The sequence below is a fragment of the Ewingella sp. C233 genome, assembly GCF_055407225.1.
Genome location: NZ_JBUZRI010000001.1, coordinates 2,542,080 through 2,555,007 on the forward strand (window position 1 = coordinate 2,542,080; position 12,928 = coordinate 2,555,007).

14 protein-coding genes are annotated in these 12,928 nt (G+C 51.6%); 5 read left to right on the forward strand and 9 right to left on the reverse strand.

Annotation, left to right across the window (positions count from 1 at the left end):
- Positions 1 to 14: 14 nt before the first annotated feature.
- The 3 genes from ACZRKO_RS11520 to ACZRKO_RS11530 all read right to left on the reverse strand — a co-directional run bounded on the left by ACZRKO_RS11520 (position 15) and on the right by ACZRKO_RS11530 (position 4,585).
- Positions 15 to 1,454: a sensor histidine kinase gene (locus tag ACZRKO_RS11520; RefSeq protein WP_463737540.1), complete on the reverse strand. Its 1,440-nt coding sequence runs from the start codon at positions 1,452 to 1,454 to the stop codon at positions 15 to 17.
- A gap of 598 nt (positions 1,455 to 2,052) precedes the next feature.
- Positions 2,053 to 4,002, reverse strand: coding sequence for a penicillin-binding protein 2 (mrdA, locus tag ACZRKO_RS11525; RefSeq protein WP_463737302.1), 1,950 nt, complete (start codon positions 4,000 to 4,002; stop codon positions 2,053 to 2,055).
- 217 nt (positions 4,003 to 4,219) lie between these two features.
- The gene (locus ACZRKO_RS11530; RefSeq protein ID WP_463737303.1) at positions 4,220 to 4,585 is read right to left on the reverse strand and encodes a hypothetical protein; all 366 of its coding nucleotides are present in this window, start codon (positions 4,583 to 4,585) and stop codon (positions 4,220 to 4,222) included.
- A gap of 345 nt (positions 4,586 to 4,930) precedes the next feature.
- On the opposite strand from ACZRKO_RS11530, the gene ACZRKO_RS11535 reads away from it, so the two are divergent.
- The 3 genes from ACZRKO_RS11535 to ACZRKO_RS11545 all read left to right on the forward strand — a co-directional run bounded on the left by ACZRKO_RS11535 (position 4,931) and on the right by ACZRKO_RS11545 (position 6,767).
- Positions 4,931 to 6,169 (forward strand): L-lactate MFS transporter, encoded by a 1,239-nt coding sequence (locus tag ACZRKO_RS11535; RefSeq protein ID WP_463737304.1) that lies wholly within the window; start codon positions 4,931 to 4,933, stop codon positions 6,167 to 6,169.
- 129 nt (positions 6,170 to 6,298) lie between these two features.
- A complete protein-coding gene (locus ACZRKO_RS11540; RefSeq protein WP_463737305.1) occupies positions 6,299 to 6,499 on the forward strand; it encodes a hypothetical protein in 201 nt (66 codons plus the stop codon).
- Between the two features lie 106 nt (positions 6,500 to 6,605).
- A complete protein-coding gene (locus tag ACZRKO_RS11545) occupies positions 6,606 to 6,767 on the forward strand; it encodes a hypothetical protein (RefSeq protein WP_463737306.1) in 162 nt (53 codons plus the stop codon).
- A gap of 68 nt (positions 6,768 to 6,835) precedes the next feature.
- On the opposite strand, the gene ACZRKO_RS11550 is transcribed toward ACZRKO_RS11545, so the two are convergent.
- The 4 genes from ACZRKO_RS11550 to ACZRKO_RS11565 all read right to left on the reverse strand — a co-directional run bounded on the left by ACZRKO_RS11550 (position 6,836) and on the right by ACZRKO_RS11565 (position 10,073).
- Positions 6,836 to 7,117 carry a hypothetical protein gene (locus tag ACZRKO_RS11550; protein WP_463737307.1) on the reverse strand — a complete coding sequence of 94 codons (282 nt, stop codon included), beginning with the start codon at positions 7,115 to 7,117 and terminating at the stop codon, positions 6,836 to 6,838.
- Positions 7,118 to 7,373: 256 nt separating this feature from the next.
- Positions 7,374 to 7,586 carry a transcription antiterminator/RNA stability regulator CspE gene (gene cspE, locus ACZRKO_RS11555; protein WP_034788110.1) on the reverse strand — a complete coding sequence of 71 codons (213 nt, stop codon included), beginning with the start codon at positions 7,584 to 7,586 and terminating at the stop codon, positions 7,374 to 7,376.
- Positions 7,587 to 7,947: 361 nt separating this feature from the next.
- Entirely contained in the window at positions 7,948 to 8,673 is a 726-nt protein-coding gene (locus tag ACZRKO_RS11560) for a YnfC family lipoprotein (RefSeq protein WP_463737308.1), read from the reverse strand.
- Positions 8,674 to 8,975: 302 nt separating this feature from the next.
- Positions 8,976 to 10,073 (reverse strand): DUF1615 domain-containing protein, encoded by a 1,098-nt coding sequence (locus tag ACZRKO_RS11565; RefSeq protein WP_463737309.1) that lies wholly within the window; start codon positions 10,071 to 10,073, stop codon positions 8,976 to 8,978.
- A 129-nt stretch (positions 10,074 to 10,202) separates the two neighbouring features.
- Here ACZRKO_RS11565 and ACZRKO_RS11570 point away from each other — a divergent pair, with 129 nt between their 5' ends.
- Both ACZRKO_RS11570 and ACZRKO_RS11575 read left to right on the forward strand, forming a co-directional pair.
- Positions 10,203 to 10,928: a DUF3053 domain-containing protein gene (locus ACZRKO_RS11570; protein ID WP_463737310.1), complete on the forward strand. Its 726-nt coding sequence runs from the start codon at positions 10,203 to 10,205 to the stop codon at positions 10,926 to 10,928.
- 90 nt (positions 10,929 to 11,018) lie between these two features.
- Entirely contained in the window at positions 11,019 to 11,294 is a 276-nt protein-coding gene (locus ACZRKO_RS11575) for a hypothetical protein (RefSeq protein ID WP_463737311.1), read from the forward strand.
- 259 nt (positions 11,295 to 11,553) lie between these two features.
- Here ACZRKO_RS11575 and ACZRKO_RS11580 read toward each other — a convergent pair whose 3' ends face one another.
- Together ACZRKO_RS11580 and ACZRKO_RS11585 are read right to left on the reverse strand one after the other, a co-directional pair.
- A complete protein-coding gene (locus ACZRKO_RS11580; RefSeq protein ID WP_463737312.1) occupies positions 11,554 to 11,724 on the reverse strand; it encodes a YdcA family protein in 171 nt (56 codons plus the stop codon).
- Between the two features lie 92 nt (positions 11,725 to 11,816).
- Complete coding sequence (locus ACZRKO_RS11585; RefSeq protein WP_463737313.1) at positions 11,817 to 12,893, reverse strand: oxidoreductase; 1,077 nt, start codon at positions 12,891 to 12,893, stop codon at positions 11,817 to 11,819.
- Positions 12,894 to 12,928: the final 35 nt, after the last annotated feature.

Here is a 12,928-nt window from a genome sequence, read left to right on the forward strand (position 1 = left end):
GAAGATGAGATCATTTATGGGTTTTTCTCAGCAGTTAATGGCAATTCAATACGAAAACAGACGTCAGTGCCCTCAACGGTCACCAGCCTTAATTCACCACGCATCCTGCGTATGCAGTCCTGTGCAATACTCAGCCCCAAACCACTGCCTTTGACAGCGCCTTTGCGTTGCTGACTTCCCTGATAAAAAGGTTCGAAAATCATCGTCTGTTCTGCATCTGGAATGGGGGTACCGCTGTTGGCGACATCAATAATCACCCGATTTTCCAGCTGCTGACTGCGGATCCAAATGGTACCGGATTCAGCGCCATAGTGCACCGCATTGGAGTAGAGATTATCCAGCACCCGCATCAGTAAGGTCGGCTCTGCCCAGCAGGATTTGGCACCAATGCTGACCTCGCTGCGAATATGCTTGGCACGCGCAGGCAAACTGTTCGACGCCACCACGCTTTCAATCATCTCCCGCAGATCAACCCGCTCTTTTTCCGTCGGGCCGTCAGCCAGTTTGCGGTTGTAGTCGAGCAGTTGTTCGATCAGGGTTTGCAGATGGCGGCTGCTGTCATCGAGGATCGCCACCACCTCTTTTTGATCCGGCGTCAGCGGCCCTGCAACCTCATCCTGCAACAGTTCCGTGCCCTCACGCATACTGGCCAGCGGCGTTTTCAGTTCATGGGAAATATGACGCAAAAACTCATGCCGCTGGGACTCCAGCCAGGCAAGACGCTCACTGAGCCAGACAATGCGCTGCGCCAGTGAGCGGATCTCGCGCGGACCTTTAAATTTGTCGGCATTGCCAAGCGGACGTCCTTCCCCGAGGCGGTTGATCATCCTCTCCACGCCCTTAACCGGACCGATGATCATGCGGGTAAACAGCAGGACCAGCGCGCCGCTGAGTAAAAACAGCACCAGTGCCTGCCAGCCAAAAAATTGTCCGCGTTCGGCAATCGCCCGTTGCAACTGCTGGCCGCGGGAGAAGATCACTTCGCGGGTGGCCTGAACCATTTCCGCGTTGGAACGGGCAAAATTCTCCAGCTCGCCGGAAGACGCAGAATCTGGCGCATTATTCGCGCATTTGAGATCGGTTAGCTGTGTGAGCAGAGCGCGCAGTGTCTGGTAATAACGTACATCAGGCAGCACTGACGCATGGGCGTCCAGCATCTGGGAGTAGCGTTTACGTTGGGTCTGGTACAAGCGGGATAAAGTGGGGTCGTCCAGTACGCAGTACTGGCGATAACTGCGCTCCATTTCCAGCGCCACGCCGGACATCGCTTCACTGCGGCGGGCATCGGTCAGCGTGGTGCGGTTGATTTCAGCGGCTTGCGTGCTCAGGTGGTCAAGGCTTTGATACGCCTGATAGGCCAGCACCAGCAGCGGCAGCAGCACGAGCAGGAAAGCCATCAGTACTAACTGACGCAGGGATCCGGGAAATAATCTTCCTCTTTTCAACGCTTTTATCTCATTCACTGGCGATGTGCAAATGCTAACTGAGTAACGCAGTTACAGCCAGAAAAGAGTCAGAATTAAGAGGGTTTAGAGAGGATTCGGGAAAAAATAACAGAGGGCTTTACGCCGTTGGCATTGCCGAATGCCTCAATGGCGTTCGGCAAACCGGAAAAGGTGGTGCCTCACTCAACGTGTCGTTCGATGCTTGATAACGTGCTTTCGCCGCGATTATCGATGGGGTGAACGATAGGCACCTTGCTTTGGCGTCATTCGGGCATTATGGGCGTTATTTGCGGATTAGCGCAGGCTTTCATAATTAATTTAATGAGCAACTGCGTGTATTATGCAGAATATGTGCCAACATGCACAATTAATTTATAATTCATTGTTTTTAATCGTTTATTTAATCCATCATCCTTGCCTGCATCTGAATAAATCCCAATGGTTAAGGCACAAATCCACCAAAACGTCGCCGAAAAACAACAGATAATCGATGGAAAATTTAAACTATTTAAAATCAATGAATTAAGTGTCACCTTTTTGAGACACCTAAATCCCCTTTTGTCGTCATTTTCCTACAACGTTGCAGGATCTGGGGATGTACGAACGATCAGTGTTCACTAAAGCCCAACGCGTTAGGTGCAGGAACGTCTTGTTCACAGTTGGCCGGGTTATCCACTTTGGCGGGATCGCATTTCGCCACCACTTCCGGCGGCAGGAAAATATGATCGAGGATCGCACGGGCCGTCGGACCTGCCACCACGCCGTCTCCGCCGCCGTTTTCAAGGATCAGCGCCATCACCACCGTCGGATTCTTATAAGGTGCAAACGCCGTATAGAAGATATGGTCACGCAGACGTATGGGGGTCATTTTGGCGTTATAGATCTGGTTCTCACGCAAACTGAAGACCTGCGAGGTTCCTGATTTCGCCGCAATCTGGTACGGCGCAGTATGGAAAAGTTTATAACCGGTTCCGTTCGGGAAGTTCGCCATGCCGAACATACCGTTACGCACGATGCCCCAGATAGGCGACTTGGGATCGGCAATTTGCGGCGCAGGCGGCTGAACATAAGGGGTGATCACTTTACCGCTTTTACTGGAATAGAGCAGATGCGGGGTTTTCAGCTTGCCGTTGTTTACCAGCGCACTCAGTGCCCGCACCATCTGAATCGGCGTAGCGACCCAATACCCCTGCCCGATGCCCACGGAGACCGTATCGCCCTGATACCAGCCTTTTTTGTGTATGCGCATCTTCCAGTCGCGGCTTGGCAACACGCCGTTGTACTGCTCGTCCAAGTCGATACCGGTAGACTGGCCGTAACCAAATTTGGTCAGCCATTCATGGATGCGGTCAATGCCCATCTCATAGGCCACCTGATAAAAGAAGGTATCGGCGGACTCTTCGATGGCCTTTGTGACGTTGAGCAGGCCGTGGCCGGTTTTCAGCCAGTCACGGTAGTGACGGTCGGTGCCAGGCAGCGTCCATGTCGGCGCACCAAAGAAGGTTGTTTGTGGCGTGATCACTCCGGCAAACAGCGCGGACGTCGCCATAAAAGGTTTCACGGTTGATGCTGGCGGATAAAGCCCCTGCGTCACACGGTTGATGAGAGGCAGATCCGGGTTTTTCAGCAACGCACTGTACTGTTTACTGGAGATGCCGTTCACGAACGGATTGGGATCATAACTCGGGCTTGAGACCATCGCCTTAATGCCGCCGTCGCGCGGATCCATCACCACCACTGCCGCGCGCTGGCCTTTAAGCACTTTTTCGATGTATTGCTGCAAGCCAAGATCCAGCGTCAGATAAATATTCTGACCCGCCTGTGGCGGCACTTCACGCAGCAAGCGCACCACGTGGCCGTGGTTATCAACTTCTACTTCCTGATAGCCGGTGTGGCCGTGCAGGATATTCTCGTAGTACTTCTCTACGCCCTGCTTACCAATATCGTGGTCTGCAGCGTAATTCTCAGCAATGCCTTCCTTATCAAGCCGCTTCGCGTCCTTATCGTTGATTTTCGACACATAACCCACAACGTGAGCCAGTTCCGCACCATAAGGATATTGCCGCTGCTGGTAGGTGCTGATCGACACACCGGGAAAATTGAACTGGTTTACAGAGAACCGCGCGACTTCCACATCGGTCAGCGCGAGTTTCAGCGGGATTTCGGCGAATTTCCGCCCGTGGTACATCACATCATGGAAGGCATCAATATCATCTTTGGTCAGATCGACAATCGGCGTCAGCGCCTGCAGGGTGGCTTTGAGGTCATCCACTTTGCCGGGGATCACTTCAATCTGATACAGGGTGATATTTTGCGCCAAGATCACTCCGTTGCGATCCATGATAAGCCCGCGACTTGGGGCGATCGGCAGCATTTTGATGTCATTCTGATTGGAGCGGGTCTGGTAGAAGTCATGCATCCCCACCTGCAAATGATACAGGTTGAAGACCAGAATTGCCGAAAGCAGCACCACAACCACAAAGGCAATGACGGCACGGCGGACGAAAAGGACGGCCTCAGCGGTATGGTCGCGAATTTCGTCGTTAAGTAGGGCCATAAGCGGGCAAGTACCTTTCTGGTCAGTTTCTTACGCGGTGGAGAAAACGCATTGATGAAAAGTGCGCAAGTCTAGCCCCTAAGTCCGGGGGCGACTATCAGAAGTGTGCTAATGATGTGGCAGTAATGTTTCTATTTATGAATACTTTGATTGTGCTGTCACAGGATAATAAAAAACCCGGCGCAGTGGCCGGGTTCGGTCTGCCCGCACTGTATGGCTATTTGGTACTGACCTGCACGCAGTCGCCATAGACATAACCTTCGGTCTCAGTGGCAACCACGAAGCTATTTTTCACATGAATATACATCAGATTGTCTTCGGCTCCGGCTTTCATGGGCTGGTTATTCTGCCCGATAATATCTGTCAGTTCGGGGCTGGTGATCATTTTGGTCCCATCCGGAGAGAAGGTGAAAGTATTTCCTGCATCAAAGACATGCGCCTCTTTATTGACCACATCCGCCGTTTCTGTCCCGTCCGCTGCCTGTACGTTGTGCGTCAGCACACATGTATACGCCGTGACCGCGGAGGCTGAAAAGGAAGTGAACGCCAGTAAAAACGCCATCAAAGCACCCAACCTGAACATAAGACTATTCCTAACATGAAAGTTGCGGCACATCCTATCACCTGCGTTTTTGATGGGAAGAGGCTGGCGAAAAAATATTCATGTCCCGGTGGCAATGTAAAAGCCCCAAAACTAATCTCTCAATTCATGACCAAGATCAAACAAAACCCGCGCCCTGACTGGCCTGCGAAGTCGTTTTAACTGCAATTTTCGCTGCATTTTACGCCCAAAAACGCTGTTCATACCTCTGCCAATGCATTTCATTCCCGCACGAAGGCATCTCATGCCGCAAACGGATCGCTGAGTGAAGATCCATTTATCATACAAACAGATTAATTGACTTTACTTCGCCCGGGAGAACCCACTATGAGTGACAAATCAGGCATGCAGAATTACAACCGTACCCGTTGGTTGACACTCGTCGGCACCATCATTACCCAATTTGCTCTGGGCTCCGTTTATACCTGGAGTCTGTTTAACGGCCAGTTGTCGCAAAAGCTCGATGAGCCGATCAGCCGCGTGGCGTTCTCCTTTGGTTTGCTGAGCCTCGGCCTGGCGATTGCTTCCTCCGTCGCCGGTAAACTTCAGGACCGTTTTGGCGTGAAGAAAGTCACCATGGCGGCTGGCGTGATGATGGCGGTTGGTTTTGCCCTCACTGCTCATTCAAACAATCTCATCATGTTGTATCTCAGCGCCGGTGTGCTGGTCGGTCTGGCTGACGGTGCAGGGTATCTGATGACCCTTTCCAACTGCGTGAAATGGTTCCCTGAGCGCAAAGGAATGATCTCCGCATGCGCCATCGGCGCTTACGGCCTTGGCAGTCTGGGCTTCAAGTTCATCTGCGGTCATTTACTGGCGGTCAATTCGCTGGAAAACACCTTTATCATATGGGGTGTGATGGCGATGGTAATGATCATTATCGGTGGACTGATGATGACGGACGCACCGAAACAGGCCGCGCAAACCGTCACCTGTGATGAAGACAACCTGACCAGCAGCCGTGATTTCTCGCTCTCAGAAGCCGTACGTATGCCGCAGTACTGGATGCTGGCCCTCATGTTCCTGACTTCCTGCATGAGTGGTCTGTATGTCATCGGGGTGGCAAAAGACATCGGTGAAGGCATGGTGCATCTGAATGCAATCACCGCCGCTAACGCCGTGACCGTCATCGCGATTGCCAACCTGAGCGGACGCCTGATCCTCGGCATACTGTCAGATAAAATGGCCCGCATCCGCGTTATCTCCATGGCGCAGGTCATTTCACTGGTCGGTATGAGCATCTTGCTGTTCTCCAGCATGAATGAAACCCTGTTTTTTATCTCCGTTGCCTGCGTCGCCTTCAGCTTCGGCGGCACCATCACTGTATATCCGTCACTGGTCAGCGACTTCTTTGGGCTGAACAACCTGACCAAAAACTACGGCTTGCTGTATCTGGGCTTTGGTATCGGTAGCGTGATGGGCTCCCTGATTGCATCCCTGTTCGGTGGCTTCGTTGTGACTTTCGCCTTCATCACGGTTCTGCTGCTGGTCTCTTTAGTGCTCTCTGCCACAATTCGCCTACCGAAAAAATTCGAGCAAGGGCATAATGCGCTCCAGCACGCATAGGGCAGCCCTTCTAAACCATTAAAATGATGAACGGGAGCATAATTCGCTCCCGTTTATTATGGTTTAAATCGTTTTCACTGAACGCTGTCCTCTGCATCATTGCCTCTTACTTTGACCGGACACGTATTAATGAACTGCACTGCCGTCGTACTTTTTACCCTGATTATCAGCACCCTTGCCTTTAACAGTGTTGCCGCCCAGCCATCCACCGCCAGGGATGTTGCATCAGAGCTGAGTCGTAAAGCCCACGAAGGCGGCCAGCCGCGCACAACCACTCTCGATTCCAGCGCACACAGCAAATTGTCAGCCCCCGCCGATACCCTGAACTGATTTCTGTACACCTCACATCAGCCCAAAGCCAGCTTCAGGTCAAAAGATTGTCACTCATTTATTCACGAAGAAAATAGGTTTGGTATCATCGCTTCGTGAAATCGATATGTCGCATCCAGAATGCTCAACATTCTGGCGGATAAAAACCGGGGCAATACCAGCCCACTCCATGGAGGGTAGAATGAAAGCCACATTATTCTGGTTAACGATGGCGGGCGGTTCGATGGCGATTGGCTATGTGATGGCGCTGTTAATGGAAGTGCTGTAGCGCCTGCAGCCACACGATGATGACAAAGCAGGTTTCTATCGCCGGTTTTTACAACTTCTGCCCTAACCTTACCGAGCGATGACAAAACCATACAGAGCGTTTGGTAACGTAGAGCCATCAAGAAGTTGTGTGATGTCCCTGTGTAGAAAACCCCTGTAGAACCCTGTTATTTTGCCCGCCTTGTGCGGGCTTTTTTTTATGCCTGATTTATCACAGGAAAAGCCAAAAAAAAGACACAAAAAAGCCGCGCCTGGGCGCAGCTTCATTTTATAAGTGCCGGTAGCTTTCCCGGCCGTCATATTATGGCGCAAGCGTTCATCGAACACTCCAACATTGCGCAGTCTGAGCATGACCGTTTCACAACAGAAAAATCGGCTCGTCAGGTTCTTTATTTATTCTCATTAATACAAATGAGGATAAAGGGTAAACCGGCTTTTCTGTTGGTAAACAGATGAGGTAAAAATATAACCTCAGAGAACAATAAACCCCGGTTTTCACCGAGGTTTATTTATATCGCAGTAACCGCTGTCTTAATTATTTTCCTGTCTGCTCCGGGATATTCCCATCATCGCTATTGCAGGTTAAAACCATTATGACAGACAAATGTTACAGTACGACTACGTTGCCGGCTGATGGGCCTTTCATACCATTTTCAATGGTAAATTCAACGTTTTGGCCTTCGTCCAGGGTTTTGAAATCGTTGCTCTGGATTGCAGAGAAGTGTACGAACACATCTTTGCTACCGTCTGCAGGGCTGATGAAACCAAAACCTTTACCAGCGTCAAACCATTTTACTAAACCAGTCATTTTATTAGACATAAGAAATACCTTCTTCGATTTTATTTTTTAGATGCCATAGGGCAATGAGGGTCTGTTTTTATTATGAGTTACTTATGGGGGCACTAGAGAAGAAAATTCGTCGGAGAAGAGACTTGTTACATCACTTGAACTAGGAACTGCTTTACTAAAATGTCTTTCATAAATAGGTCTTAACGACAAACCGTTGACGCTATTTACACATAGATAACTTTTCGGTGCAAGCTTTATTTCATATAATCTTTAATAAGACGATCTTTATTCTTTAGCATTATAAACCGCTGGACGTCTATTTGCAGTCGGAAAGAAGCCCGAAAATAAATCGCCCTGCGCCCGCAATACCGCGCAGGCAGGGCGTCTGCGGTCAATAATATTCGATTTTCGTCGTTTCCGGGTTGTCGAGTTCTTTGGACATACTCTTGCCATCGCCCATAGATTTACTTTTTATCTTGCACTGCGTGGCGTTGAAATGGTCGTCGTATTCGCACACCGTGGTGACTTCTCCCAGCACTTTATCTTTAATTCGCGTCTGAATGGTGCCATTACGCTTCTTATCTTCAGACTCAGCGTCTTTGATTATCGCCACAAACGGGCCGGTTGCGGTCGGTTGTGCCACTTTGGACGGAAATCCTGACGCGTCGTACTCGAAATAGATGTTTTTCGTCGGGTCTGCATCATTGATGGCTGCCGTGATAAACCCTTTATTATTGCTTTCATAGCGCATGTTGTCACTGAGGTTACGGTCAGGCAGACAGTTATCCTTCAGGGCATAGCGTTTCTGCTTATCATCCCGGTTAACCAGATAGTTACCCTCTTTCACCAGATCCATATTCAGATCCATCAGCGGAGCCACGGCCTTTAAGGATTCAAAACAGCCATTTTTCGCCAGGCTGGCCTGAAACAGTGAACTGACGCTGCCTTTTTCATCCCGCTGCTCCTGCACGAAACTTTTGACATTACCGCGTATTGGTTCAAACCCAAAGATAGTCGAATAGCTGGCGAATATCGGATTAACCGGTTCAGGACTGGCGTTCGAATCGCATCCGTAGAGAAGTAAGGTCAACAACGCCAGGGCTGCTGCATTTTTCATGGAAGTTTCCGCTATGAGAAAGAGTGTCGGACTGACGCGATATTTATGCAGATGAAGCGCTTACTGTATAGCCCTGCGGCATCACAAAAAATCATTTCTTTTCAGCATATAACATTCATATGTAGAAAAGCCCTGACATGATGTCAGGGCTTTTAAGGTTTTCCCCCTTCCCGGCGCTTATCTCCGGCACTCGCGGTTAGCGGCGTTAGCTCTGCAAGGGGATGAATCTGATAATACGCCTTTCATCAGGATGTTTTTGACGATTATTGCTCTGCTAACAATAACAACAGGTAACCGACGCCTCACCCGGCGTTGGCCATACACTTCTGCCGCCGTTCTTCGACACGTCTGGCGAACCAGGCGGTGGTCAGCTTACGGGTGATTTTCGGGCTTTCCAGCTGGATGCCCGGCAACATTTCTCGCGGCACGCGCTTACCGGTGGTTTTATCGGCCAGCGCAAACACCTGCTTATATAGGGACGTTTGTTCGAAATCTGACTGATCGCCCTTCTCCAGCGCACGGCGGATAGCCGAATTGCTCATGCCCAGGCGCTTGCCCAGCACCCGCACGGCCAGTTCAGTCGAACCTGGTTTGTCAGTGCCGAAGTTAATCAGATCGCCATCCAGCGCCAGCGGAATGCCCGACGTGCGGCTGACCGCGCTCTGGAATGCCGCATTGCGGCTGGCATACCAGCCTGCGTTGAAATCGGCAAAACGGTAGAGCGGCTGGCTGTAACTGGCCGGATAGCCAAGCAGATGCAGAATGCCAAAGTACATCCCGCCGCGGCGACTGAACACTTCATGGCGGATAGTGCCATCGACCGGATACGGATAGCCTTTAGCGTGCGCTTCCGCAAAGGCGATACTCACCTGCATCGGGCCGCCGGTATGCACCGGGTTGAGGTTGCCAAACAGCTTCTGCCCCATCGGCACCATACTGATGAAATCATCGAATATGGCGCTCAGCTCTTTCTCACTGCGCACTTTATCGAGCCGCTCACTGTAAGATTTACCGTTTGGAGACTTCAGCAATAGCGCCGTGTGCACCACGAAATTAGGCACATGAACCGCATCGGCGCGCCGGTCAATCTCCTTCCAGGCAATTTTCCCAAGCCCCGGCACCGGCGCATCAACGCTGAAATTGGATTCCTGCTCAGTCACCGCAAGCACCGAGCAGATATTTTCCGTCGTGGGCGGAATATTCTGCGCTGCAAACGCAGCCGTGATATCCGTGGCCCAGCCTTGACGGTCCGGCACTTTAGCGGGCATCAGACGCACAATTTGCGCTTTGACATCGGCCGGGCGCTTCACGGCTGTCTCACTTTGCTTTTTACTGCTACACCCTGCGAGCACCAGCAGTGCAGCAAGGGAAAGGGCGTACCTACTTTTGCAACGAGTCATGCTTCCCCAGTCTCCCATTGTATTTTTATCTTTTTATCATCACGCTCCCGCCAACACCTAAAGCTTGAACGATGCAGGGTATAGTCTATGTTTGTAACCTGGGACGTTTCAAACAAGGAACAGGATTTAATGAATAACATCAACAACAATACCCGTTTTACCCGTTATTTCATGCTGCCGCTGATGCTGGCAACGCTGATTCTGGCTATCAGCGGCTGCGGGGATAAAGAACCGGCGCAGCGTAAAGCCTTCATCGATTTCCTGCAAACGCGCATTCTGGCTAAACAAACCGTGTCGGTGCCACAGCTGACGAAAGAAGAGCGCGACCAGTTTGGCCCTTACAGCGATGACTACGCGCTGATCACTGATTTCCATAAGCAGATGAACACCGAAATGAATGCCTCTCTCGGCCCGGTCTTTGCCGGGCTGAACGAAACCGTCACCGTACCTAAACTGCTGGAAAAACGCGATGACCTGCAAAAAATGGTCGAAAGCAGCGCGAACTGGCGTGAAAAACTGGTGGTTCTGCGTAAGCAGGCCGATACCCGCCATGCGGCACTGAAACAGCCGGATGACCTGAAAGCCGTCTATGACCAGGCATATGAGAAAGTGGTGGTGCAGCCGAGCGAAGTGGCTGAGCAGGCCTTTACGCTATTGCCGAAGGTTCTGACGCTGGTGGTCGCCAAAGCGGACTTCATTAAATCTCAGGGTAAAAAAGTGACGATCTCAGGCAATACCTTACAGTTTGATAAGCAGGCGACGCTCGATAAATACAACGCAATCCAGCAGCACCTGCTGCCGCTGAACGCCGAGCTCATCAAGCTCAGCGGGCAGATGCAAAAAATGGTGCGATAAAACGTCATTCAGACCAGGCCGCCGCAAGGCGGTTTTTTTTGTGCGGGATATTTTGTTAAGGTGTGCGCCATAACCTTTAAGGAGATAACCATGAGCGACGATATTCAGGCCAAACGTATTGATCAACTCGAACGTGTAAACCGCGAACTGCTGGTCCAAATTTCAGCCATGCGCATTCTGTTTGGCAGCGTCGGCAACGTGATTAACGCCCAACACGACAATGCTTTCACGGTAGCCGTGAACGAAACCATTGACGCAGGCAAAGCCGATGTGGCCAGCACGCCGGATCTCGATGACGCCTCGAAAAAATTCCGCGAAGACGTGTTCAAATGCGCGCAGTCTCTGCTGCCGGGCAACAAAGCCTGATAACCGCGCATAAAAAAACGTCAGATCAGTGTTTCACTGAGCCTGACGTTTTTATTACTGTCCTCTGCTAGTCCCGGCAATTTCCGCTAAGACTGTCGCGACCGTGCGCACATACATCGGTCGATCCGGGGATCAATCCCCACAAATGACTGTCTGCCACACACCCCGTTAATATTGCGATTATCCCAAGTATCAGGACAATTTTTCCACTCTGACATCCCGGGCGTTTAGGCATAATTCCTGCTGTTACGGTGGTAAGTTAATAGGCCTGACAATTCTTCTTCGACTGACTCATTGAGCCGTCGTTACAAATGAATTTTTCACCAGAACAGTGAGAAATACCACCTTTACTGCCCGAACAGGGCGTATTCGCTGCGGTGGCAGTCAACGTAAACAGAAAAAGTGAGAGGGCAATCAGGCATTTGTTCATTGTCATTCCTTGATAAAGTTGAACGAAATATTGCCCCCCAATAGTATTTCGCCCCCCTCCCCACCTTTGTGACCCAAGGCGCAATCACATCATTATTCTAAAGATTCAAAAGCCGCCCGCAGTGTTTGTGCATCCACGGCAAAAGGCAGGTTGTGAATCGATTCGCCGCTTTGCAGGGTACGGGTGATCACTGCATCAATCTGCGACGGCTGATGAATATCTACGTCCAATGCGGCAAGCGTAGTGGGCAGATGCAGCTTTTTATACAGCGCGACCAGCTGTCGCACCACATCGTTTTGCCCAAGCAGCGCCGACTGTACCAGAATGCCGTAGGCCACTTTAGTACCGTGCAGAAAGCGGTCAGTCTGCGCTAACGCGGTCAGCCCGTTGTGCACCGAATGGGCAGCAGCGATGCGCGTAAAGCGATCGCCTAATCCGCCGACCAATCCGCCACCGGCAATAATCGCGTCGAGCACGTCGAGGAAATCCTGGCTCAGTTGCTGCTGATTCTGCGCCTCAAGGGCCGCCTCGCTCTGGTTCAGCAGTACATCACGGATAGCCAGCGCCGTATTCAGCCCCAGGCGCACGGTCAGCGGCAACTGCTCCGGCTGCGGGCTCAGCACTACCGCCTCATACCACTTCGCCAGCGTATCGCCGATACCCGCCAGCAAATACTCCTGCGGCGCGCGCAGAATAATCTCCGGCTCCACCAGCACCAGATGGTTGGCATCGTTGAAAATTTCATAGCGCAGCGCCTGTCCGGCGTCGTTATACCAGACGGAAAGCGGCGTCCAGGCAGCGCAGGTGGCGGCAATAGTCGGGATCGCGACCAGCGGTAAACCCAACGTTCTGGCGACGACTTTCGCCGTATCCAGCACCGCGCCGCCGCCCACGCCAATCACCACGCGGCGGTCATCACCGGCCTGCGCCACGATGCGCGCCACTTCACTTTCACTGCAATGCGCGCTGAACAGCACCCGCTTCGCGCCCGGTGCATCAAACGACTCCGGCAGCCACGGCTTTGCCGCATCCAGCGCGCGCTGACCATATACCCATAGCGCCCCCGCCAGCAGTTCGTCGGTGTAGAAATCGGACAGCCGTGCGATAGCGCCACGGTATGAGAAGTAGTTGGCCGGACCGGTAACAACGCGGATATCGGTATCGCTCATGATTTCCCCTGCTTGAATCAATGAAAGTGGTGATC

Coding starts and splice junctions, on each gene's coding strand:
- mrdA (WP_463737302.1), bottom strand. CDS start 4,002: ATGGCCCTACTTAACGACGAAATTCGCGACCATACCGCTGAGGCCGTC.
- ACZRKO_RS11575 (WP_463737311.1), top strand. CDS start 11,019: ATGAGCGACGATATTCAGGCCAAACGTATTGATCAACTCGAACGTGTA.
- ACZRKO_RS11560 (WP_463737308.1), bottom strand. CDS start 8,673: ATGAAAAATGCAGCAGCCCTGGCGTTGTTGACCTTACTTCTCTACGGA.
- ACZRKO_RS11550 (WP_463737307.1), bottom strand. CDS start 7,117: ATGCTCAGACTGCGCAATGTTGGAGTGTTCGATGAACGCTTGCGCCAT.
- ACZRKO_RS11535 (WP_463737304.1), top strand. CDS start 4,931: ATGAGTGACAAATCAGGCATGCAGAATTACAACCGTACCCGTTGGTTG.
- cspE (WP_034788110.1), bottom strand. CDS start 7,586: ATGTCTAATAAAATGACTGGTTTAGTAAAATGGTTTGACGCTGGTAAA.
- ACZRKO_RS11585 (WP_463737313.1), bottom strand. CDS start 12,893: ATGAGCGATACCGATATCCGCGTTGTTACCGGTCCGGCCAACTACTTC.
- ACZRKO_RS11545 (WP_463737306.1), top strand. CDS start 6,606: ATGTCGCATCCAGAATGCTCAACATTCTGGCGGATAAAAACCGGGGCA.
- ACZRKO_RS11540 (WP_463737305.1), top strand. CDS start 6,299: ATGAACTGCACTGCCGTCGTACTTTTTACCCTGATTATCAGCACCCTT.
- ACZRKO_RS11580 (WP_463737312.1), bottom strand. CDS start 11,724: ATGAACAAATGCCTGATTGCCCTCTCACTTTTTCTGTTTACGTTGACT.
- ACZRKO_RS11570 (WP_463737310.1), top strand. CDS start 10,203: ATGAATAACATCAACAACAATACCCGTTTTACCCGTTATTTCATGCTG.
- ACZRKO_RS11565 (WP_463737309.1), bottom strand. CDS start 10,073: ATGACTCGTTGCAAAAGTAGGTACGCCCTTTCCCTTGCTGCACTGCTG.
- ACZRKO_RS11530 (WP_463737303.1), bottom strand. CDS start 4,585: ATGTTCAGGTTGGGTGCTTTGATGGCGTTTTTACTGGCGTTCACTTCC.